23 protein-coding genes are annotated in these 21620 nt (G+C 66.8%); 7 read left to right on the top strand and 16 right to left on the bottom strand.

The window, feature by feature from the left end:
- Window positions 1-9 precede the first annotated feature (9 nt).
- The 10 genes from QM685_RS02275 to QM685_RS02230 form a co-directional block, all read right to left on the bottom strand.
- Entirely contained in the window at window positions 10-279 is a 270-nt protein-coding gene (locus QM685_RS02275; protein WP_415112263.1) for a DUF493 family protein, read from the bottom strand.
- Window positions 251-1204, bottom strand: coding sequence for a D-amino acid aminotransferase (locus QM685_RS02270; RefSeq protein WP_415112261.1), 954 nt, complete (start codon window positions 1202-1204; stop codon window positions 251-253). The genes QM685_RS02275 and QM685_RS02270 overlap by 29 nt, the downstream gene beginning before the upstream one ends.
- A gap of 13 nt (window positions 1205-1217) precedes the next feature.
- Window positions 1218-2447: a D-alanyl-D-alanine carboxypeptidase family protein gene (locus QM685_RS02265; protein ID WP_415112259.1), complete on the bottom strand. Its 1230-nt coding sequence runs from the start codon at window positions 2445-2447 to the stop codon at window positions 1218-1220.
- A gap of 322 nt (window positions 2448-2769) precedes the next feature.
- Window positions 2770-3414 (bottom strand): alpha/beta hydrolase, encoded by a 645-nt coding sequence (locus QM685_RS02260; protein WP_415112257.1) that lies wholly within the window; start codon window positions 3412-3414, stop codon window positions 2770-2772.
- A 32-nt stretch (window positions 3415-3446) separates the two neighbouring features.
- The gene (locus QM685_RS02255; RefSeq protein ID WP_415112255.1) at window positions 3447-3770 is read right to left on the bottom strand and encodes a (2Fe-2S) ferredoxin domain-containing protein; all 324 of its coding nucleotides are present in this window, start codon (window positions 3768-3770) and stop codon (window positions 3447-3449) included.
- A gap of 147 nt (window positions 3771-3917) precedes the next feature.
- Complete coding sequence (locus QM685_RS02250) at window positions 3918-5075, bottom strand: VanZ family protein (RefSeq protein ID WP_415112253.1); 1158 nt, start codon at window positions 5073-5075, stop codon at window positions 3918-3920.
- Between the two features lie 31 nt (window positions 5076-5106).
- On the bottom strand, window positions 5107-5733 hold the full coding sequence (locus tag QM685_RS02245; RefSeq protein WP_415112251.1) for an ABC-type transport auxiliary lipoprotein family protein: 627 nt from the start codon (window positions 5731-5733) through the stop codon (window positions 5107-5109).
- Between the two features lie 30 nt (window positions 5734-5763).
- Window positions 5764-6735 (bottom strand): MlaD family protein, encoded by a 972-nt coding sequence (locus QM685_RS02240; RefSeq protein ID WP_415112249.1) that lies wholly within the window; start codon window positions 6733-6735, stop codon window positions 5764-5766.
- 31 nt (window positions 6736-6766) lie between these two features.
- Entirely contained in the window at window positions 6767-7645 is an 879-nt protein-coding gene (locus QM685_RS02235; protein WP_415112247.1) for an ABC transporter ATP-binding protein, read from the bottom strand.
- Window positions 7642-8775, bottom strand: coding sequence for an MlaE family ABC transporter permease (locus QM685_RS02230; protein ID WP_415112245.1), 1134 nt, complete (start codon window positions 8773-8775; stop codon window positions 7642-7644). Before QM685_RS02230 ends, QM685_RS02235 begins: the two co-directional genes overlap by 4 nt.
- Window positions 8776-8888: 113 nt before the next feature.
- Here QM685_RS02230 and QM685_RS02225 point away from each other — a divergent pair, with 113 nt between their 5' ends.
- The 3 genes from QM685_RS02225 (at window position 8889) to QM685_RS02215 (ending at window position 11045) form a co-directional block, all read left to right on the top strand.
- The gene (locus tag QM685_RS02225) at window positions 8889-9809 is read left to right on the top strand and encodes a biotin--[acetyl-CoA-carboxylase] ligase (RefSeq protein ID WP_415112243.1); all 921 of its coding nucleotides are present in this window, start codon (window positions 8889-8891) and stop codon (window positions 9807-9809) included.
- On the top strand, window positions 9806-10678 hold the full coding sequence (locus tag QM685_RS02220; RefSeq protein ID WP_415112241.1) for a type III pantothenate kinase: 873 nt from the start codon (window positions 9806-9808) through the stop codon (window positions 10676-10678). The genes QM685_RS02225 and QM685_RS02220 overlap by 4 nt, the downstream gene beginning before the upstream one ends.
- Before the next feature lie 127 nt (window positions 10679-10805).
- A complete protein-coding gene (locus tag QM685_RS02215) occupies window positions 10806-11045 on the top strand; it encodes a hypothetical protein (RefSeq protein WP_415112239.1) in 240 nt (79 codons plus the stop codon).
- 102 nt (window positions 11046-11147) lie between these two features.
- On the opposite strand, the gene rfaE2 is transcribed toward QM685_RS02215, so the two are convergent.
- The 6 genes from rfaE2 to QM685_RS02185 all read right to left on the bottom strand — a co-directional run bounded on the left by rfaE2 (window position 11148) and on the right by QM685_RS02185 (window position 17704).
- Complete coding sequence (gene rfaE2, locus QM685_RS02210) at window positions 11148-11630, bottom strand: D-glycero-beta-D-manno-heptose 1-phosphate adenylyltransferase (RefSeq protein ID WP_415112237.1); 483 nt, start codon at window positions 11628-11630, stop codon at window positions 11148-11150.
- 219 nt (window positions 11631-11849) lie between these two features.
- Window positions 11850-12728, bottom strand: a complete 879-nt coding sequence (locus QM685_RS02205) for a ferritin-like domain-containing protein (protein ID WP_415112235.1) — start codon at window positions 12726-12728, stop codon at window positions 11850-11852.
- Window positions 12729-13351: 623 nt separating this feature from the next.
- Complete coding sequence (locus QM685_RS02200) at window positions 13352-14122, bottom strand: PhaM family polyhydroxyalkanoate granule multifunctional regulatory protein (RefSeq protein WP_415112233.1); 771 nt, start codon at window positions 14120-14122, stop codon at window positions 13352-13354.
- A gap of 131 nt (window positions 14123-14253) precedes the next feature.
- A complete protein-coding gene (locus tag QM685_RS02195; protein ID WP_415112231.1) occupies window positions 14254-15177 on the bottom strand; it encodes an enoyl-CoA hydratase/isomerase family protein in 924 nt (307 codons plus the stop codon).
- 76 nt (window positions 15178-15253) lie between these two features.
- Entirely contained in the window at window positions 15254-16480 is a 1227-nt protein-coding gene (locus QM685_RS02190) for an ABC transporter substrate-binding protein (protein ID WP_415112229.1), read from the bottom strand.
- A 240-nt stretch (window positions 16481-16720) separates the two neighbouring features.
- The gene (locus QM685_RS02185; RefSeq protein WP_415112227.1) at window positions 16721-17704 is read right to left on the bottom strand and encodes a fumarylacetoacetate hydrolase family protein; all 984 of its coding nucleotides are present in this window, start codon (window positions 17702-17704) and stop codon (window positions 16721-16723) included.
- Between the two features lie 147 nt (window positions 17705-17851).
- Between QM685_RS02185 and QM685_RS02180 the strand changes: the two genes are divergently transcribed.
- The 4 genes from QM685_RS02180 (at window position 17852) to QM685_RS02165 (ending at window position 21502) form a co-directional block, all read left to right on the top strand.
- Window positions 17852-18778 (top strand): IclR family transcriptional regulator, encoded by a 927-nt coding sequence (locus tag QM685_RS02180; RefSeq protein WP_415112225.1) that lies wholly within the window; start codon window positions 17852-17854, stop codon window positions 18776-18778.
- A gap of 42 nt (window positions 18779-18820) precedes the next feature.
- Window positions 18821-20113, top strand: a complete 1293-nt coding sequence (locus QM685_RS02175) for a DUF3108 domain-containing protein (protein WP_415112223.1) — start codon at window positions 18821-18823, stop codon at window positions 20111-20113.
- 223 nt (window positions 20114-20336) lie between these two features.
- Window positions 20337-21125 (top strand): alpha/beta fold hydrolase, encoded by a 789-nt coding sequence (locus tag QM685_RS02170; RefSeq protein WP_415112221.1) that lies wholly within the window; start codon window positions 20337-20339, stop codon window positions 21123-21125.
- A 119-nt stretch (window positions 21126-21244) separates the two neighbouring features.
- On the top strand, window positions 21245-21502 hold the full coding sequence (locus tag QM685_RS02165) for a DUF3567 domain-containing protein (protein ID WP_415112219.1): 258 nt from the start codon (window positions 21245-21247) through the stop codon (window positions 21500-21502).
- Window positions 21503-21620 lie beyond the last annotated feature (118 nt).

Genomic DNA, 21620 nt, shown 5'->3' with positions numbered 1-21620 from the left:
GGCGACGCTTTACAGCACGACCTTGACCATCGGATGGCCGGTCAGCGCGCGATAGATATCGTCGAGATGCGCGCGGCTGGTAGCGCGCACGGTGACGGTCAGCCCCGTGTAGGTGCCGCTGCCCGATGGCCGGCTTTCGACCCGGGACGCATCGACGTCGCCATCGAATTGCCGCACCACCTCGACGATCGTCGCGGCAAACTCGGGGTGCGTTTTGCCCATGACCTTGATCGGGAAATCGCAGGGAAACTCAAACAGCGAGTCGTTCTCGGGATTCATTCTCTTCTACTCCTTCTTCCGCCTCGCGGGCCTTGGCTCGCTGATACGCCGCATACAGCGCCGCAAAGACCGCGCCCGGCTTGCCCGCGCCAACCGGCTCGTCGTCGAGCCGCGTGACCGGCAACACTTCCTTGGTGGCCGAACTGACGATGATTTCGTCAGCCGCGCGCACTTCGGCCTCGGTCATCTCGCGTGCTTCGAAACGGATACCGCATTCGGCCGTCAGCTCCTCGATCAGACCGTAGCGGATCCCTTCGAGAATCTTGTGGCTGCGCGGCGGCGCCGCCAGCACGCCATTCTTCACGACCCACACGTTCGACGACGACCCTTCGGTCAGCAGGCCATCGCGGAACTGGATCGTCTCGAACGCATCGTTTTCGGCCGCGTATTGCGCCATCAGCACGTTGCCGAGCAACGACACCGACTTGATGTCGCAATTGAGCCAGCGGCGATCCTCGGCGCTCACACAGCGCACGCCTTGCGCGCGTTGCGCGGCATCAGGCAGGTTCAGCGCGGTGACCATCACGAACACGGTCGGCTTCACGCCGGCCGGGAATGCATGGCCGCGTTTCGCGACACCGCGTGTGACCTGGATATACGCAATCGCGTCCTGATCGGCGCGCAGGCCGCCATCCGTCTCGTTGGCTTCGGCCACGCGCCTGATCAGCTCGCGCCAGCCGGCGTCGTCGAACGGATTGGCGATGCCGATCCTGTCGACCGAACGTGCAAGCCGCGCCAGATGCTGCGTCAGCCGAAACGCGGTGCGCCGGCCGCTCGCGTGCGCATAAAGCGGCGCGACTTCGTAGATGCCGTCGCCGAAAATAAAGCCACGGTCGAGCACCGGCACGCGCGCTTCGGACAACGGCACCAGTTCGCCGTTCAGATAAACGATCGGGTCAAGCGAAACATCGGAGACAGCGGTCATTGCGGTGCAGCCCTTACTTTTTCTTGTTGAACATCAACATCAGCGAATCCCACACGCGGCCGACCACGCCGGCCTGCGGCACCGGCTGCAGCGCGACGACCGGGAACTGCGCGAGCACCTTGCCGTCGGCGACGAGCTTCGCGGTGCCGACCTGCTGACCGTTCGCGATCGGCGCGACGAGCGGATCGTTCAGTTCGATCTGCGGCTTCGCCTTGTCGCCCGCGCCCTTCGGTAGCGTGATGTACTGGTCGCTCTTCACGCCGACCTGCACGTTGTCCTGCGCCCCCTTGTAGACGCGCGGCGTGGCCACTACCTGGTTCGCCTTGTACAGACGCGTGGTGTCGTACGCGGTGTAGCCGTAGTTCAGCATCTTCAGGCTGTCCTGCACGCGGTCGTGCTCCTTGGGCTCGCCCATCATCACCGAGACGAGACGGCGCGACGCGTCGGGCGTGCCCGGCAGCGGACGCTTCGCGCTCGCGATCAGGCAGTAGCCGGCGGCCTGCGTGTGGCCGGTCTTCAGGCCATCGACGGTCGGGTCGATCCACAGCAGACGGTTGCGGTTCGGCTGCTTGATCTTGTTGTACGTGAATTCCTTGACCGCGAAGATGTTGTAGTAATCCGGATAGTCGCGGATCAGCCGCGCCGACAGGATCGCGAGGTCGCCCGCCGTGGTGTAGTGCTGCGGATCGGGCATGCCGTTCACGTCGGCGAAATGCGTGTGCTTCATGCCGAGGCGCTGCGCCTCGGCGTTCATCATGTTGACGAACTGCGCCTCGCTGCCGCCGACCAGTTCGGCGAGCGCGATCGCCGCGTCGTTGCCCGACTGCACTATCATGCCGTACACGAGGTCATGCACGGTGACCGGTTTGTTCGCCTCGATGAACATGCGCGATTCGTCGGTTTTCACACGGCGCACCGCTTCGCCCGGCATCACGGTCTGATCCATCGTGATCTTCTTCGAGTCCAGCGCCTCGAACACCAGATACGCGGTCATCAGCTTGGTCAGCGAGGCCGGCTCGACGCGCTCGTCGGCATTGCCGGAGGCGAGCACCTGGTTGCTGGTGGCGTCGACGAGCACCCACGAGCGCGCATTCACACCCGGCGGCGGCACCTGTGCGAACGCGCTCGTCGCAACGAGCGTGGCCGGCAGGATAAGACCGAGGGTGATGGCGCGATTAAGTGAGGCGGGAGCGAGGGAAGCGACTGACGGGAATGACGTGCGGCCAGAGGAGGAGAAACGCATAAGGTCGATTCGTGCAGAAAAATACATCGCGCGGCAGCGCGCATAGTTGGGGGAGCCGGTCGGCGGGCATCTGGCCGTAAAACGGCGCGGCGCTCATTGGACTTCCGGCGGCGCAATCGGTTCGCGAGCGCAGCGCTTCGCACCCGGCCGCGCTGCACGCGAAACGACTCCGCGGCGCGCGAATCTGCCGGATGGGCGGCGCTGCGCCCAAAAAAGAGCGCTCATTATACGCGCGCCACCAGCCCAGCTTCGCGCCAAGAGTGGCGATTCGCCCACGTTTACGCGTACCTGTCCCCCGGAAAACGCGCGGGGCGCGCGTTTCTTACCGCCAGGCGTCGACGATGATCCGCTTCAGCACGTGCAGCTTGCGATGCAGAAAATGCTCGGCGCCCGGAATCACGACGACCGGCAATTCCTGCGGCCGTGCCCAGTCGTAAACGGATTGAATGGGAACGGTCTCGTCGACTTCCCCGTGAATCACGAGCGTGTTCTCCGGCACCGGCGCGACGTCCCAGCGGCTCGCCGCGGTGCCGACGAACACCATGCGCTCGATCTCCTGCCCTTCTTCGCGCAGCTTCGCGGCCACATGCGACAGCACGACGGTGCCGAACGAAAAGCCCGCGAGCACGAGCGGCAGAGCGCCGTATTCGCCTTCCGCGCGCATGTGCTCGAGCACCGCGCGCAGGTCGTCGCGCTCGCCGACGCCCGCGTCGTGCTCGCCGTCGGTCTGGCCGACGCCGCGGAAATTCGATCGATACGTCACGTAGTTCAGTTGCACGAGCGTGCGCGCGAGCGTCTGCGCGACCTTGTTGTCCATCGTGCCGCCAAAGAGCGGATGCGGGTGCGCGACGAGCGCGATGCCGCGCGGCGCGGCGCCGTTCTCGCGTACGCCGTCGGGCAGGTCGAGCGCGACCTCGATCTTGCCGACCGGGCCGTCGATCAGATATTTCTTCGTGTTCACGTTCATGGGGGTGCCTGTGGATCGCTTGCTGGTTCGAGTTATTGATCGATCTTCAGACGCTCGACGACCTTGCCGTTCGCGAGATGCGACTCGACGATCTCATCGATGTCGCTCTCGTCGACGTAGGTGTACCAGACACCTTCCGGATACACGACGAGCGTCGGGCCGAGTTCGCAGCGATCGAGACAGCCCGCCTTGTTGATGCGCACGTTGCCGGGACCGGCGAGGCCGAGTTGCTTCACGCGCTTTTTTGCGTACTCCTGCATCGCCTGGGCGTTGCAGTTCGCGCAACTCGGACGCTCGGCGCCGGGCTCGCGTTGATTCAGACAGAAGAAGACGTGGTGCTTGTAGAAGGAATCCATGATGTCCGGGGGAGCGAGGCTGAAAGGAAGTGCAAGGGCGCCATCGGCGCGTGGCCTGCGTAATGCGCCTGTCGTGCGGACGATTATAGCGAGCGGGCCTGGGAGACGCCGGGGGTTGGCCACAGGCTCGGGACCTTCACGGACGCCTCATGAAGGCTTCGCCCGCCGCTTCAACCACGCCCGTTCGACGGCAAACGCAAGCCACACCAGCGCCGCATACGGCCACACCCACGCAAGCCAGCGCGCAAGCCCGTTGAAATGCAGATAACGCCCTTGCCGCCAGTCGGCGAGCACGGCGTCGAAATACGGATTCACCGGCAGCAGATTGGCGAACACCAGCGCGACGACGAGCGCGAGCCCCGCGAGCGCCGCGCGCACCCGGCGCCTGAGCGGCAGCGTGACGAGCGCGGCGACGGTGCCGCACGCAAGCCCGAGCAGCGCGCCGGGCGTCGCCCAGTCGAACGCGAGACCGGATTGCGATTGCAGGAATGTCGCGCCGGCTTTCACGCACAAGGTCGCGACGACGAACCCGAGCAACAGCCCCCCGCGCGGCGCGTGGCGGCGCATCGGCAGCGACGCGAGCGCGAGCGCCGCAAACAGGTTCAGCGTCGTGATGACCATCTCCCACGCGTCGTCGGGCAGCCACGCGGCGGCCACCGCCGGCCATGCGCCGACGTGCCATGCGGACGGCGTCCACGTGAGCAGCGCATCCTGCGACACCGGATCGAAGCGCAGCCACAGCGCGCGCGGCCAGTTGCCGAGGCCGAACAGACGCGGCGCCGGATACATCGTCGCGAACGGCCACGCGACGACGAGACACGCGAGCGCCGCATGGCCGCGCTCGAACCACAACAGCCGCATCCGCCTGAGCAAACCGCGATCGAGCAGCGCGCCGGTCGCGGGCGACATCATCGCCGCGCCGAGCAGCGCGCCGAGCGTGTTGGCGGCGAGGTCGAGATTGGATGCGACGCGCGTCGGCAGGTAGGTCTGCACCGCCTCCATCGTGCCGGACAGCAGCGCGCCCAGCACGAACGCGAGCGCGACGGCGAGAGTGCCGCGCCAGCGCGGGTACACCGCGAGCACCAGCAGCGCGCCGAACGGCATATAGCCGAGCACGTTGGTGACGACGTCGAACGCCGTCAGATACTGCGGCATCGGATCGAACAGATAGGCGAACGGCGCGAGGCCGAGCGAGCGCCAGCCGGAAAACGGATACCACGAGCCGTAGACGATCAGCGCCGTGTACAGCAGCAGTGCCTGACGGGCCAGCGCCGACGGCCGGCGCAGCCAGGGTCGCTCACTCATGCAGCGCTCCGTTGCGTGCGCTGCCCGCCGGTCATTGCGCGGCGACCAGCGCCTGCGAGCCGAGCCACGCGCCGATCTGCGCGACGAGGTCGTCGCTGGCCGCGGCGAGCGCCTGCGCGCCGCCGGCCGCATCGGGCGAATGCGCGGGCGCGCGCGCGACGAACGTGTGCTGGCCGATCACCTTGCCGTTCTGCATCAGCGTGGCGCGCGCGGTGATCGCGCCGTGGCTGTCGGCCTGGCTGTCGAACACCTGCTCGAACTCGAGCAGATCGACCCTCAGCACCGGCGCGGCCACGCCGTCGGCGCCCGTGAGCACGGTGCCGCGAGCGCTCAACGCATTGCGCAGGCGCTGCGTCAGCAATTGCGACGGCATCATCGTCCAGTGGCTGTTCGCGTACGCGGCGGTCTGCTGCGCGTCGGCGTAGCTCAGCCGATAGACCAGCCGGTCGGATTCGAGCACGGACGGCGCGCCGACTTCGAGCACCTTGACGGCGGGCAGCGGCGCCGCCGCGGCGGCTTGCGGCGGCGGACCGAAGTCGTAGCGGGTGTCCGCGATCACCGCGGAGGTGCCCGCGCAGCCCGCGGCCAGCACGCCGAACGCGAGCAGCGCGGCGAACGCGGCGCGTGCGGACAACAGTCGGTGAATCGAGCGTGACATGAGCATCTTCCTCTGTTCTGGCCTGCGGATTTAGTGGGCTGCGGGGGTCGCCTGCGCGGCGGGCCACGCGAAGCCGGTCTCGCCCGGACCCGGCGCCGGGCGCGGCGCGCCGAACAGCACGCTGCGCGGATTGGTGCTGAAGGTATCGGCCGCGCGATCGATGGACTGGGCCGCCGAGCGCACGTCCTCGCTCAGCGAATTCACCCGCGGCAGTGTCTCGTAGCCGACCCGCGCCGACAGATCCTGCAGCGACGTGTTCATCTCGGCGAGCGCGTCGCCCGCCTGCTGCGCGGCGGTGCCGACCTTGTTCAGATTGCGCTCGAACGGCCCGTCCGGGCGGTTCAGGCCCGTGATCATCTGGTTGGTCGACGCGAGCGTGCGATTGAGCTGGTCGATCGTGCCGGGCAGCTTGCCGGCGACCGGCGCGAACTGCTGCGTCAGCGTCGCGACGCCGGAAGCCGCCTGCTGGATACTCGCCGCCGTGTCGTGCAGCTGCGCGACCATTTCCGGCGACAGCATGTCGTTCACGTTGTCGGTGACTTTTTCGAGCTTGCGCAGCAGCACGTCGCCGCGTTGCTGCAACTGGTCGAGCAGGCCGGGGCGCAGCGGCATCTGCGCGACCTGCTGCGGGGAAGACCGTAGCGGCGTCGGATCGCGGCCGGTGTCGTCGAGCTGGACGAACGCGATGCCGGTCACGCCCTGCAAGCCGAGGCTGCCGAACGTCGAGCGGGTGATCGGCGCGTGCTCGTCGACCATGATGCGGATCACGATCTGCCCAGGATGGCTCGGATCGAATTTGATCGACTGCACGCGGCCGACGTCGAGCCCGCGAAAGCGCACCGCCGCGTCGGCAAAGAGACCGGTCACGTTGGTGCGCGCGATCAGATCGTACGGCACCCGCACCGTGCGGTCGACGTTGAACAGAAACGCGGCGAGCGCGATGGCCACCGTCAGCACGACCGTGAACAGTCCGGCCCAGAACGCGTGTGCTTTGTTTTCCATTGTCAGGTTTCCTGGTTCATAGCGGCCTGCTTCATAGCGATATCTCGGACGACGCCGGCTCGAGCGCCGCCTGCGGCAGCTTCGCGCGGCGCTCCGGCGGCAGCGCCTGCAACGCGCGGCGCCCGCGCAGGCCGAGGAAATATTCGCGGATGAACGGATGATCGACGCCCGCCGCCTCCTCGACCGGCGCGTTGACGAGCACCTTGCGGTCGCCGAGCACCGCGACGCGCGTGGACAGCGCGACCATCGTGTCGAGGTCGTGCGTGACCATCACCACGGTCAGGCCGAGCGCGCGATGCAGCCCGGAAATCAGTTCGACGAATTCGTCGGACGCCTGCGGATCGAGCCCGGCGGTCGGTTCGTCGAGGAACAGCAGCTCGGGTTCGAGCGCGATCGCGCGCGCGATGCCGACCCGCTTGATCATGCCGCCCGACAGCGCCGACGGCATCTTCGACGCATGCTTGCACGGCAGTCCGACCATTTCGAGCTTGAGCATCACGATGTCGCGCAGCAGGTCTTCGGGCACCTTGCCCAGCTCGCGCACCGGCTGCGCGATGTTGTCGAACACCGACAGCGACGAGAACAGCGCGCCGCGCTGGAACAGCATGCCGGAGCGGCTGCGCATCAGCAGCGCGGTTTCGGGAGAGATGGTCGCGAGGTTTTCGCCGAACAGTTTGATCGTGCCCGACGACGGCCGCTCGAGGCCGAGAATCTGCCGCACCAGCGTGGTCTTGCCCGAGCCCGAGCCGCCGACGATCGACACGATCTCGCCGCGCCGCACCTCGAGGCTCAGATGCTGATGCACGATGTTGCGGCCGTAGCGCTTGGTGATGTCGATCACCTCGATCACGGGCTCCTCGATCGACGGTACCGGCTGGCCGCGCACGGCCTCGGTGAGCGGCGCGATCATCCGAGCCCCACGTTCTGGAAGAGAATCGCGAACACCGCGTCCGCGAGAATCACGATCGTGATCGAGGTCACCACCGAGGTCGTCGTGCCTTCGCCGAGACTTTGCGAATTGGCCTTGATGCGGAAGCCGAAATGACAGCCGGCGAGCGCGATCAGCATGCCGAACACCGCGCCCTTGCCGAGGCCGATCCACAGATTCGCGATCGGCACGACGACCGGCAGTTGTCGCGCGAAGAAATTCATGTCGATGCCGAGCACGAGCTTCGCGGCGATCGCGCCGCCCGTCAACGAGATGACGTTGGTCCACATCACGAGCAGCGGCATCGCGACGGCGAGCGCGATCACGCGCGGCAGGATCAGTCGCAGGCCGTGCGAGATGCCCATCACGCGCATCGCGTCGAGCTCTTCGGTCACGCGCATCACGCCGATCTGCGCGGTGATCGCCGAGCCCGAGCGGCCCGCCACCAGGATTGCCGAGAGCACCGGGCCGAGTTCGCGGATCACCGCGAGGCCGAGAATATTGACGATGAACTGGTTCGCGCCGAACACCCGCAACTGCTGCGCCGACAGATAGCTGAGCACGATGCCGATCAGGAACGCGACGAGCGCGGTGATCGGCAGCGCGCGCGCGCCGGCGTTGTAGACGTTCGCGGAGATTTCGGTCCACGGCGTGATTTTGGGTTTGCGGATGACGGCGAGCAGATCGAGCACGACACGCCCGAGCATCGCGACGCCGCCGTACAGATGCTCGCCGAATGAAAAGATCGCGAGACCGAGCTGGGTGAACGGATCGAAGCGCGGCACCGGTTCGGCGCTCTCGCGCACGGTGTCGAGCATCGCGATGCGATCGAAGATGTCGCGCTGCGTGTCGGTGAGCGCGGTGCCGGGCGGCATCTTGCGGCCCCATACGCGCCACAGCGCCTGGCCGCCGACGTGATCCATCCTGTCGATGCGCGACAGGTCCCACTCGTCGATGCCCTGCGCGCCGGTCAGCGAGCGCAGCAGGGGGATCACGTGCCCGGTGTCGCGATCGCGCGCGAGCGCGAGCGCCGTCCACTGGCCTGAGAGACGGACGATCTTGCCTTGGCTGCCGGCCGCGACTTCGAGGCCGGGCGGAGTGTCGTAGTTCAAGGATCGTGTGAATCTGGTTATCGGATCAGGGGCCATTGTAACGAAGGCTCGGCCGATGGTCCGCACTCAAAACCCGAAGCCTCAGCGGGTGCGCTGTCGCTACAATAGGCGACATGAATGCCTCCAGGACTCCCCCCCGTTCCGCCCCGGCCCAGTCCGCTCCCACAGGCGACTGGCGCATCGACCGCGAGCGCGCGGTCAAGCTGTTCGGTCAGCACGCGCATGACTGGCCGATCGAAATCGTCGAGGAAACCGGCTCGACCAACGTCGACCTGATGGCCCGCGTGAAGGCGCTGCCGCGCAAGGTGAACGCGCTGCCGCGGCCGATCGTGCGGGTCGCGTATCTGCAGACCGCCGGGCGCGGCCGCCGCGGCCGTCCGTGGTACGCGGAACCGGGCAATGCGTTGCTGTTTTCGGTCGCGTGCGTGCTGCCTCGGCCGCTCGAAGGGCTCGCCGGGCTGAGCCTCGCAGTGGGCGTCGCGCTCGTCGACGGATTGCGCTCGCTGCCGCTCGCCGGTCCCGGCCAGATCGCGCTGAAGTGGCCGAACGACGTGCTGCTCGAAGGCGACAAGCTGGCCGGCATCCTGATCGAAACCGCATGGAGCACCGACGACGCGAGCGCGGTCGTGATCGGCATCGGCACCAACGTGAAGGGCGCGGACGACCTCGCGGCGAAAGTCGGCGCGCTCAACGCCGACGTGCCGCCGCAGGCACGCGGCACGGTGCCGACCGCGCTGCAGCGCGCGCTGCCGAACGCCAATCTGACCGACACGCTCGCCGCTGAACTGAACGCGCTCGAACCCGCCTTGCAGCGCTTCGGCGCCGAGGGCTTCGCGCCGTTCCAGGCGCGCTGGAACGCGGTGCATGCGTACGCGGGCCGCGACGTCGTGCTGCTCGAGCAAGGCAACGAACTGGCGCGCGGCGTCGCGGCGGGCGTCGATGAGCGCGGCCAGTTGCTGCTCGATACGGCCACCGGCCGCCAGAGCATCGCGACCGGCGACGTGTCGCTGCGCCTCGCCGACGGTGCCGCATGACACAGCGCGCGCCTTATCTGCTGATCGACGCGGGCAACAGCCGGATCAAATGGGCACTGGTGCAGCCGGACGGCACGCAGCTCGCGGCCGGCGCGCTCGCGCACGACGAGGTTGCCGGGTCCGGCTTGCGGCCGGATTCGCCGCCCGGGGCACAGCCTGGCTCACAGCCCGGCTGGTCCGGTTGGCCGGCGCCTTGCGGGGCGTGGGTCTCCAACGTCGCCGGGGCAGACGTCTCGGCGCGCATCGCCGCGCTCGTCGACGCGCAGTGGCCGCGACTGCCGCTCACGACGGTCCGTGCGAGCGCGCGCCAATGCGGCGTGACCAATTGCTACGCCGCGCCGCATACGCTCGGCAGCGACCGTTGGGCGGGCATGATCGGCGCGCATGCGGCGTTTCCCGGCGAGCATCTGCTGCTGGCGACGTTCGGCACGGCGACGACGCTCGAAGCATTACGCGCGGACGGCGCGTTTATCGGTGGGCTGATCGCGCCGGGCTGGACGCTGATGATGCGCTCGCTCGGCGAGCACACCGCGCAACTGCCGACGCTCGACGCCGCCCGGGCACGCGGTCTGCTCGACGCCGGTGCTCCGCTCGGGGCGGCCGACGCGAGCCGCCGTGGTCCGTTCTTCGCGACGGACACACCGCGTTCGCTGTCGGCGGGCTGCACGCTCGCGCAGGCGGGACTGATCGAGCGGATGTGGCGCGACCTGCAGGACGAGTGGCAGGTGCCAGTGCGGCTCGTCGTCAGCGGCGGTGCCGCCGACGAAGTGGCGAGCGCGCTCAAAGTGCCGCATACTCGCCACGATTCGCTCGTGCTGTCGGGGCTTGCGCTGATTGCCGCTGAGGATACGGCGCGGCTGGGCGCGTGACGCACATCTGACCTGGACACCGTGAACGGCTGCCGCGGCCCGCTTCGGGGCCCATTCCGGCAAGCCGATTTCGGCGGTCCGCACTTCGATCCCGGCTCAACTTTTTTCTGGATTGGAACAACCCACAATGCTTCGCTGGCCGATCGTCATTCTGATTCTCGCCAACGTGCTGGCTTTCGTCGCGCTGCGCGGCGCGTTCGGGCCGACGCCCACCGCCGCCGGACGCGAGCCGAATCATCTGAACCGCCAGATTCATCCGGAGGAACTGAAGGTAAAGCCGGTCAGCGCCGCCGATTCAGCCGATCAGGCCGTGGTCGGCGGACCGGTGCCGGAAGCGCCGATTTCAGCCTCGGCGTTGCCGCAGTAGCGAGGTCGAGCGGCGGGTGCCGTGGCTTTGCGCGCCGGTGTCGTATCGCGATTTCAAAGACTCTCGGCAGCCCGCCTCTGATCACATCGGCAATCCGCCTTATCAACCCTGCGTCCGCACCTTCTTCAACAGCGCGGTCGTCGAGCGGTCGTGCTCGAACGCGATCGCGAGCGCCTTGCCGCCCCAGCCGCGCACGAGGGCCGATTCGGGCAGCGCATCCATATCGTAGTCGCCGCCCTTCACGAGTACGTCCGGCCGCAGCGCCGAAATCAGCTCGACTGGTGTTTTCTCGCCGAAGCTCACCACATAGTCGACGCTCTCGAGCGCCGCGAGCAAGGCCATCCGGTCGGCCTCGGTGTTGATCGGCCGGTCGTCGCCCTTGCCGAGCATGCGCACCGACGCGTCGCTGTTCACGCCGACGATCAGGCACGCGCCCAGCGCCTTCGCATCGGCCAGGTAGGTCACGTGCCCGCGATGCAGGATATCGAACACCCCGTTCGTGAATACGACCGGCGCGCGCAACGAAGGACGCAGTTTCACCAGGTCATCGCGCGTAAGAATCTTGCGTTCAAAGATAGCGGCCATCGCAGCGTTGCAGAGTGACGGAGAAAGGGAAAAGAACGTGCCGTCACGATACACGCTCGACGGCCTCAAGCGAAACGGTCCGGCAAGCTCACGCCTGCCGGACCGTTTTAAAACAACAGTAACGAAACCGTATGACCCGATTCGCTTGAAAGGTATCGCCCGACTGCGCGAATCCGGATCACGGCGCGGATCACGGCGCGGATCACGGCGCCAGCGCGATCACGCAGGCTGCTGCTGTGCCGGCTTCTGATCGGCGGCCTGCAGGCGCGCGACCACTTCCTTGCGATAGCGGTTCAGCTCCTGAGCGGTGTTGAACGTGCGCTCGAACAGCAGCGACAGATTGTGCAGAATGCGCTCGACGACCTTCTTTTCCCAGCCGTCGTCGAAGCGGATCTGCTCGTCGAGCCAGCGCTCGAGCCATTCCGGATCCGGCAGACGCGACTGGATCGTGTCGCGCGGGAACAGCGCCTGGTTCACGTGCAGATTGGTGGGGTGCAGCGGCTTTTCGGTGCGGCGCGCCGACGCCATCAGCACGCCGATCTTGGCGAAAGCGGCACGCGCGATGTCGCCGGTTTGCGCCATCGCTTTCTTCATGTAGCGCAGATACGCGCCGCCGTGGCGCGCTTCGTCACGCGAGATGGTTTCGTAAATATGCTTGATGACCGGTTCGGTGTGCCATTCGGCGGCACGGCGATACCAGTGATTGAGGCGGATTTCGCCGCAGAAGTGCAGCATCAGCGTTTCGAGCGGCGGCGCGGGATCGAATTCGAAGCGCACCGCGTGCAGTTCCTCTTCGGTCGGGACCAGTTCCGGCTTGAAACGGCGCAGGTATTCCATCAGCACCAACGAGTGCTTCTGCTCCTCGAAGAACCACACGCTCATGAATGCGGAGAAATCGCTGTCGTGATGATTGTCACGCAGAAACATTTCGGTGGCGGGCAACGCCGACCATTCGGTGATCGCGTTCATCTTGATCGTCGCGGCCTGCTCGTCGGTCAATAGCGATGCATCGAACTTGTCCCAGGGAATGTCTTTCTCCATGTCCCATCGAACGGATTCGAGCGATTTATAAAGTTCCGGATAAAGCATGGTGTTCATAGTCCCACCCCTGTTCTGCGCATACTGTGTGTGTCTGTTGCTGCTACGTGTAGCCGTTTTTGCCTGCGACGAACGGACGTGCCATTTATCAGCCAAGCATTCAATTTTACGCGTTAAACAGCCGCCCAGATGCATCGGGCAGCAAAGAAGTCCGGGCGTTTGCACGGGCGCCTGAAGCGCGAATCAGGCGCGGCGCGGCCAACCGTGGGTGAGGGACACTGGATACCCTTTGCCTGAGGTCGAACCAGTCTGCGTTGAAACCGTCAGCTCGGTACGGGAGTGCCGGCGGCAAACGACGCGAGGGCGGCAGGATTGGTTCTTTTCAGCACACGCCCAAACGACTGATAAAGCTTACACAATGATAGCACGCGGACTTGATGGAACCGGCGTCGGAAACCGCGCGATCGCGCTGTGGGATTGACTTCTCCCAACCAGACACGCGACTCGCGCGAAGGGCGAACCGGCGGCGGAAAGCGGGGGTGAAAGCGGCGTGTGAAGGCGAATGCGCGTGCTTATACGGCGCTCGTTGCAGCGCTCGTTTGCGCGTCACGGCGTGCAGGTGCGCGATTTCCTCACGCATCCTTACCGCTCCTGTCGCGCTTCTACCACGCTTGCCGCCCCGCTCAAGCTGATTTCTTCGGCGACGCCGCGCTCGTGCCCTCGCCGGCCGCGCGTTTGGCCGAGGTCGACGTCGCTGCGCGCTTCGCGGCCGGCCGTTTGGCCGCGAGCTTCGCACCTTCCGCGGCCGGCCTGGGCGCGTCGGCGGGGTCCGGCGATGCCGTCTGCGTGCCGCCACCCGCCGCGGCGACCGCGACAGCCGGTTGCGTCATCGCGAACTGGGCGATCTGATTGAACTGCGATTGCAGCAGATTCCACCACGCGGAGGCGTCGAATGACGGCGCCGCGGGCGTGCCCTCTTCTTCGGCGTGCGCCGCAGCCGCGCTTTCAGGCGCGGGCGCCGGCTCGGCCGGCTTCCCCCAGCCCGGCGCCGGAGCGGGACTCGGCGCCGGGTTCGGCGCGGCGGAAGCCGCCGCCGGCTGCGTCATCGACGACTGCGCGAACGCGCCGAACGCGCGCAGGGTCGCAAGCGTCGCGCGCTGCACTTCGAGCGCCTGGATCGCCGACTGCAGCATGCTCAGGTTCAGCTTCAGCCATTGCTCGACCGCGCGCATGTCGGTGATGCGCTTGTCGAGTTCTTCGACGTTGGTGAGCGGCGCCATCATGTCGGACATCATCGACAGCGACGGGCTCGCGCCGCTCCCCGGCTGCGCGCCGGTGAGCGCCGAGCCGAACGGCGACAGCCGCATCATGCTCCACATGCGATCGAGCATTTCAGCGGGCGGAAAACCCGGAAAGCCGGGAAAGGGCGGCGTGGAATCAGTCGTGTCGGTCATGCTTGTCGCCTCAATGCATAAGAGAAATGTCGCGCGCGCAGGCCGCGCGCGTTGATTCGATCATACCGTGCGGAAAGTGGGCTCAGGACCGTTTGTCGGGTCGCGGATCGACAGGGCACGCGCCGGCCTCCCTACCTGCCGCCGCCATCCACGCCATCACTGTCACGCGCCTGCCGCCACGGATCGCCGCCGCCGAAATCCGGCGCGCGCCGCTCGCGCAACGAGCTGACGCCCTCGCGCACGTCCTGCCCGGCAAAACCCATGAATTCGAGCGCAAGCGACGTATCGAACGCCGGCCCCGCCGAGCGCAGCCAGTTGTTCAGCGCGTACTTGGTCCAGCGGATCGCCGTCTGCGAACCGTCGGCGAGCTTGCGCGCGACTTCGAACGCCCTGGGCAGCAGATCGCCTTCGTCGACGGCGAGCGACACGAGCCCGATGCGCTCCGCCTCCTCGCCGCTCACCGGTTCGCACAGCATCAGGTAGTACTTCGCTTTCGCCATGCCGCACAGTAGCGGCCAGACGATCGCCGCATGATCGCCGGCGGCGACGCCGAGCCGCGTATGCCCGTCGATGATGCGCGCCGTCTTCGCCGCGATCGAGATATCAGAGAGCAGCCCGGCGACGAGGCCCGCGCCGACCGCCGGACCGTGCATCGCCGACACGATCGGCTTGCCGCAGTTGATCACGTTGTAGACGAGGTCGCGCGCCTCGCGCCACACCCGCGCGCGCACGTCGAAATCGTTCGCCATGTCTTCGACGAGCTGCAGATCGCCGCCCGCCGAAAAGCCCTTGCCCTCGCCGCGAATGAGCGCGACGCGCGTGTCGGGATCGCGGTCGATGTCGCGCCAGATCTCCGCGAGTTCGTAATGCATCCGCGCGTTCGCGGTGGCGAGTGCGCTCCGGTTCGCGCCCTCGCCGCTCATCACGACCTCGAGCACGCCATGCGGATGGCGCCGCACACGCAGCGAGCGATAGTTCGCGTAATACGTGTCGTCCGTATTGGCTGCGTCGTCCGAATTGCCTGCGTCGTCGCTACTCGGCGGTGGCTGGGACATGATGAAAATCTCCAAGGATGTGTCGTGCCGTTCGGAGCGCGGTCGCGCCAGCTTGCGAGCACGGCGCGCCGTGGCTTCAGCGCGGCTGATAAACCCACTTCCCGTTGCTGATTTCGACCATCACGCGCGCGCGCTGATCGAGCCCGAGATGGTCGGTCGCGCTCATGTCGACGACGCCGTTGGTATCCGCGAGACCGTGCGTCGATTCGAGCGCGTCGCGCAGCGCGCGGCGGAATTGCGGCGTGCCCGGCGCGCCCGCCTTCAGCGCGACCGGTATCGCGTGATTGAGCAGCGCGCCCGCATCCCACGTGTACGAGCCGAATGCCGACACGCTGCCCGGCCCGTGCAGTGCCTCGAAGCGCGCGATGTAGTCGAGCGCGAGGCGCTTCGCCGGATGGTCGGCCGGCAATTGCGCGGCGACGAGCACCGGACTCGCGGGCAGGAACGTGCCGTTGCAATCGGCGCCGCACACGCGCAGGAAGTCGTTATTGCCGACGCCGTGATTGTGATAGATCACGCCCTTGTAGCCGCGCTCGCGCAGCGTTTTCGGCGGCAGCGCGGCGGGCGTGCCGGCCGCGCCGACCACCACGGCATCCGGATGCGCCGCGAGAATCTTGAGCACCTGGCCGGTCACGCTCGGATCGGTGCGATTGAAGCGCTCGCTCGCGACCATGTCGATGTGATGCAGTTGCGCGAACTTCGCGACCTCGGCATAGAAAGTCTCGCCGAGCGCGTCGGCCTGGCCGATGAACGCGATCGTTTTGACGCCGTGCGCGCTCGCGTGCTCGGCGATCGCCGAGGCCATCATCGCGTCGGTCTGCGGCGTCTTGAAGACCCAGCGGCGTTTCGCGTCGACCGGTTCGATGATTTTCGCCGACGACGCGAGCGAGATCATCGGCGTTTCGCCCTCGGCGACGACGTCGATCATCGCGAGCGAATTCGGCGTGATCGACGAACCGATGATCGCGTCGACGTGATTTTCCGAAATCAACTTCTTCGTATCCTGCACGGCCTGGGTCGTGTCGGATGCATCGTCGAGCACGATGTATTCGACGCTTTGGCCGCCGATCTGTTTCGGCAGCAGCGCGACCGTGTCGCGCGCGGGAATGCCGAGCGACGCGGCCGGCCCCGTCAGCGACAGCACGAGACCGACCTTGACCTGCGCGAACGATGTCAACGGCAGCGCGCAGGCGAGCGCGGCGCACAGCGTGGCGGCGCGGCGTACCAGGCGTGCGAGCGGGCCGCGCGAACTGGCCGTGCTCGCGCACCTGCTTGCAGATTCAATGGATTCCAGTCGCGGCATGCTGTCTCCTCAGGTCGGTTTTTCGTTTTGATCGACTGCCGGTGCCCGCCAGTTCACGCGCTTGCAGGCACGTGCGCGGATTCTCCGATCCGCCAGCGGCCAGCCACCCCGGCTGGGCGCGCCGCGCCAGTCAGTGTAGCCGCGCCCCGGGGTCGCGGCATCGGGCGAAACCCTTTCGCGGCACCGAAGCCACGTGAAAGCGGCGTCGAACCAACGCCGCTATCGAACCTTAATCGAACCTCAATCGAGCGGCGCGATGCTCTGCTCGATCGCACCGAAAATCGACTTGCCCGCCTCGTCGAACATTTCGATCTTCACGGTGTCGCCGTACTTCATGAATTCCGTTTGCGGCGCGCCGTGCTCGATCGTTTCGAGGCAGCGCTTCTCGGCGATGCAGCAGTAGCCGCGCTTCGCGTCCTTGTTCGACACCGTGCCCGAACCGACGATCGAGCCGGCACGCAGATTGCGCGTCTTCGCCGCATGTGCGATCAGTTGCCCGAAGTGAAACACCATGTCGGTGCCGGCGTCCGGCTGGCCGACTTTCCTGCCGTTCCAATGGACGATCATCGGCCGGTGCACGCGGCCCTCGCGCCAATGCTCGCCGAGTTCGTCCGGCGTGACCGCGACGGGCGCGAACGACGTGGCGGGCTTGCTCTGGAAAAAGCCGAAGCCCTTCGCGAGTTCGGCGGGAATCAGGTTGCGCAGCGACACGTCGTTGACGAGCGTGACGAGGCGCACGCCGTGCAACGCCTGCTCGGGCGTCGCGCCCATCGGCACGTCGGTCGTGATGACCGCGACTTCCGCCTCGAAGTCGATGCCGAACGCTTCGGACGCGCACACCACGTCGTCGCGCGGGCCGATGAAATCGTCGCTGCCGCCCTGGTACATCAGCGGGTCGGTCCAGAATTCGGGCGGCATTTCCGCGCCGCGCGCGCGCCGCACGAGTTCGACGTGGTTCACGTACGACGAGCCGTCGGCCCACTGGAACGCGCGCGGCAGCGGCGCCATGCAGTCTTTCGGGTCGAACGCGAAGCTGTTGCGCGCGCGGCTCTGGTTGAGCGCGTCGTAGAGATCGAGCAGTTGCGGCGCGTAGAAGGCCCAGTCGTCGAGCACGCGCTGCAGCGTGGGCGCGATCGCGTCGGCGATGGCCGCGGTGTGCAGGTCGCGGGACACGACGATCAGTTGACCGTCGCGCGTGCCGTCCTTCAGCGAGGCAAGTTTCATAGAGCTGTGAACCGTGGGTTAGTGACGATGGAAGGAATCTATTCTACGATGGTGAATCGGCGCGGCCCAGTCTCGGTGTGTTCGCCGTCGTTGCACCGTCGCTACCGCCACTACGATTACCGAACGCGCTGCCCGCGCCTTTTGCACATGTCCGCCAACGCCCGCTCCGGCACGAGCCGTACTCGCACCGACTCCATGTCCGCCGACGATCTGCTCGACTCGACCGATACCGCCGACGCCACCAGCGCCGACGATGAAACCGGCGAACCGGGCGAAGAAAAACTGCGCTCGGGCATCCAGTCGATCGAAGTCGGTTTCAGGCTGCTCGACGTACTGACCCGCGAACCGCGCGCGATGATGCTGCGCGATCTCGCGCAGCGCGCGGGCATGAGTCCGGCGAAGGCGCATCGCTATCTGGTGAGCTTTCTGCGTCTGGGCGTGGTCGCGCAGGACCCGTTGTCGGGCCGCTACGAACTGGGCGGCTTCGCGTTGCAACTAGGGCTCGCGCGGCTGGCGCGCGTCGACGGCGTGACACTGGCGCGCATCGCGCTCGCCGAATTGCGCGACCGGCTCGATCTGACCGTGGGCATCGCGGTATGGGGCAACCAGGGACCGACGATGGTGCACTGGATGGAGTCGAGCTATCCGGCCAAGGCGTCGCTGAAACTCGGCGACGTGATGCCGCTGCTCAGTTCGGCCACCGGTCTGCTGTTTGCCGCTTACATGCCGGCCAGCAAGACCGCCGCGATGCTCGAGCGCGAACTGGCCGACTCGCGCCGCTCGTCGTATAGCGGCGCGCCGCGCACGCGCGAGGAACTCGACAAGGTGCTCGCCGAGGTGCGCGAGCATCAGGCGGCGCGCGTCGAAGGCATGCTGCTGCAGACGATCCACGCGTTCTGCATGCCGGTGTTCGATTCGACCGGTGAACTCGCGCTCGGCATCGTCGCGCTTGGCCATGAAGGCGCGTTCGATATCCGCTGGGGCGGCGAGATCGACACGGCGCTGCGCGAATGCGCGCAAAAGCTGTCGTACGAGCTTGGCTATAGCGCGACGCCGCGCAGCAAAAACGGTTGATAGCGCACCCCGCGCCTCACACAGCTTCACGTTCAATTGCCCATGGTCTTTGCTTCCACCGCCCGCCGTTCTGATCGCCTGCCGCCCGCCGGCCCCCGGCCGGGGCATGCTTCGCGCGCGTGGCGCTGGGTCGCGGTGCTCGTGGCCGTGGCGGTTCTGCATTGGATCGCCGCGCAGTGGTTCGAGCGCAATCGCGTGAATCTGAATCCGGCCGATCACGGGCACGTGCCGGTGCAGGTCGCGCTGCTGACGCCCGAGCGGGTCGAGCGTCAACCCGAGCAAGCCGGGCATCAGCCCGCCGCGCCCGCGCAGCATGCGCCGGCGCCCGCGCACAAGCCCGCTGCCAGGCCGCCGCGCGAACAGCACGTACTGAGCGCCTTGCAGCCGGCCAAACCGGATGAGCCGGCGGCCGCGCCTGCCTCCGAGGTCGCCGCGAGCGCGCCGTCCGCCGCCGCGAGCGCGAATGCAGCCGCCCATGCGAACGGCAACGCCGCCAGCGCGGCCGCCGCGGCCAGCGCGCCGCAGGCATCGAAGGGCGTGAAGTTTTCGGTGCCGCCGTCGGCCGAGCTCGAATACGACACGTTCTACAACGGCGTGCGCAACCAGCCCGGCACGATTCACTGGGTCAGCAGCGCGCAGGGCTACGAAATGATCGTTTCGGTGCCGCTGCCGTTCGTCGGTCCATTCGTGTTTTCGAGCCACGGCGGCATCGATGCGTTCGGTCTCGCGCCCGCGCAGTACAGTGAAAAGCGCGGCCGTCGCGCGGAAGACATCGCGATCTTCAACCGCGGCGATAAAAAAATCGGCTTCACGCGCACGCCCGCGACATTCCCGCTGCCCGACGGCGCACAGGACCGTTTCAGCGTCGTGATGCAGCTCGCGAGCCTCGTGCGCGGCGATCCGGGTGCGTACACGCCGGGCGTGACGCGGCAGTTTTTCGTCGTCGATACGGATAGCGGCGAGGACTGGCCGATCGAGACGATCGGCGACGAAACGATTCGCGCGGCGCAAGGCTATCTGGAGACGCGTCATTTCAAACGGCTGCCCCGCCATGACGGCGACCAGCGCCGCATCGACGTGTGGCTCGCGCCGTCGCTCGGCTGGCTGCCGGCGCGCATCCTGCAGACGGAACCGAACGGCACGCAATTCGAGCTCGTGTGGCGCGGCAAGCTCGATCTCGCCGGCGCGCCGCCCGATAGCGGTGACGGCGGCTCGGCTCCCGCGGCTCCCGGCAACGCACCCGCGGCCCCACCCACCGGCGCCCCGGCAGTTATGCCCGACACCGCTCCCGCCGCGCCGGTCGATTCGACCGCCCCCGCGAACATCAAGCCTTGAGACCTCGCGCGGCGGGCTGCCGGACCGGCCGCGAAACGGGATCAAGCAGATCTGCGCAACTTCGGCGAAACTTCCTGTGCAACGCCGACTCGCATCTCGAGCAGCAAACGTTCGCGCGAGCCGCCGCCTGAAGCGACGCGCTTCGTCGTCGTGGCGAGTTCATCGCGCGGACGAATCAACCGGGCTTTTTTTCACTGCGTTTTCCTTTCTTCAAGGAGCCTGCATGCAAGTGAACCTCAACGGTATCGAAACACGCTACGTGCTGAGCAACGAGGGCGGTGGCCCGTGGCTCACGTTCATTCATCAGTTGGGTGGAGATCTGTCGATCTGGGATCAGCTTGCCGGCTATTTCCGCGACGATTACACGGTGCTGCGCTACGACGTGCGCGGCCACGGCGAGAGCGCGGTGGCGCGCAAACCATTCGGCATCGGCGATCTGTCGGACGATCTCGCGAAGCTGCTCGATGCGCTCGGCGCGCCGACGACGCACGTGGTCGGCCTGTCGCTCGGCGGCATGATCGCCCAGCAATTCGCGCTCGATCACCCGACGCGCGTCGATACCCTGACGATCGCCGACAGCACCGGCGGCACGCCGCCCGAAAACCGCGCGTTATGGGATCAGCGCGCGCACACGGCGCGTACCGACGGCATGGCGGCGCTCGCGCCGTCGACGATCGCCCGCTGGCTCACGCCCGACTTTCAGGCCGCGCATCCCGAAGCAGTCGAGCCAATCCGCGAAGTGCTAAGTCGCACGCCGCCGGAAGGCTTCGCGATGGCCTGCGAGGCGTTGCGCGATTTCGACCTGCGCGGCAAGCATGGCGCGATCCGCTGTCCTACACTTACGGTAGCGGGCCGCCACGACACGGGCACGCCGCCTGCTGCTACACAGGCGATAGCGGACGCGATCGAAGGCGCCCGCTTCGAACTGCTCGATGCCGCTCATCTCGCGCCCATCGAGCAATCTCACCGTTTTGCCGCATTGCTTGAATCGTTTCTGGAACGGCCGGTCTAACCGTCAGGTTCGGAGTTGTTACAAGCGTCGATCCGAACCCACCCCTTGAATTCCATCTCACATGCTCCACTTATGGTGCAGAAAGGGCCAGGAGCCCACCGGAAATAAGGAGTGTCGCCATGCAAATGATCTACAACAGCCCCAACTACTGTGTCGTCGAGTTTCCGCCGCAAGAGGGCCAACTGGCCATGAGGTCGGGCGGCTACGAGATCGTCGATAAAAACATGCAGCGCGAAATCTACCTCGACGGCGCAATGGCGGCGAACTTTCGCGAGCACGTGCAGAAGCTGATCGAGGGCGAGCCCACGCTCGACGAGGTCGACGAATTCCTCGGCCAGTTCGACAGCTTGATGCATCAACCGGTGATCCTTCACTAATCGCGAGGTAATTCGGCTTAGCATTCTGGCGACATCAATCGACCGCGCCGTCCGGCCCCCGCCGGCGGTCCTCGTCAGGCGGTCGGCGGTAATGAAACGGCCCGGCAGGCTTTTGGCA

The organism is Paraburkholderia sp. (assembly GCF_047605525.1).
Classification (GTDB): Bacteria; Pseudomonadota; Gammaproteobacteria; order Burkholderiales; family Burkholderiaceae; genus Paraburkholderia.
The sequence above is the reverse complement of the archived record's forward strand: the minus strand, read 5'-3'. Positions and strand labels throughout refer to the sequence as shown.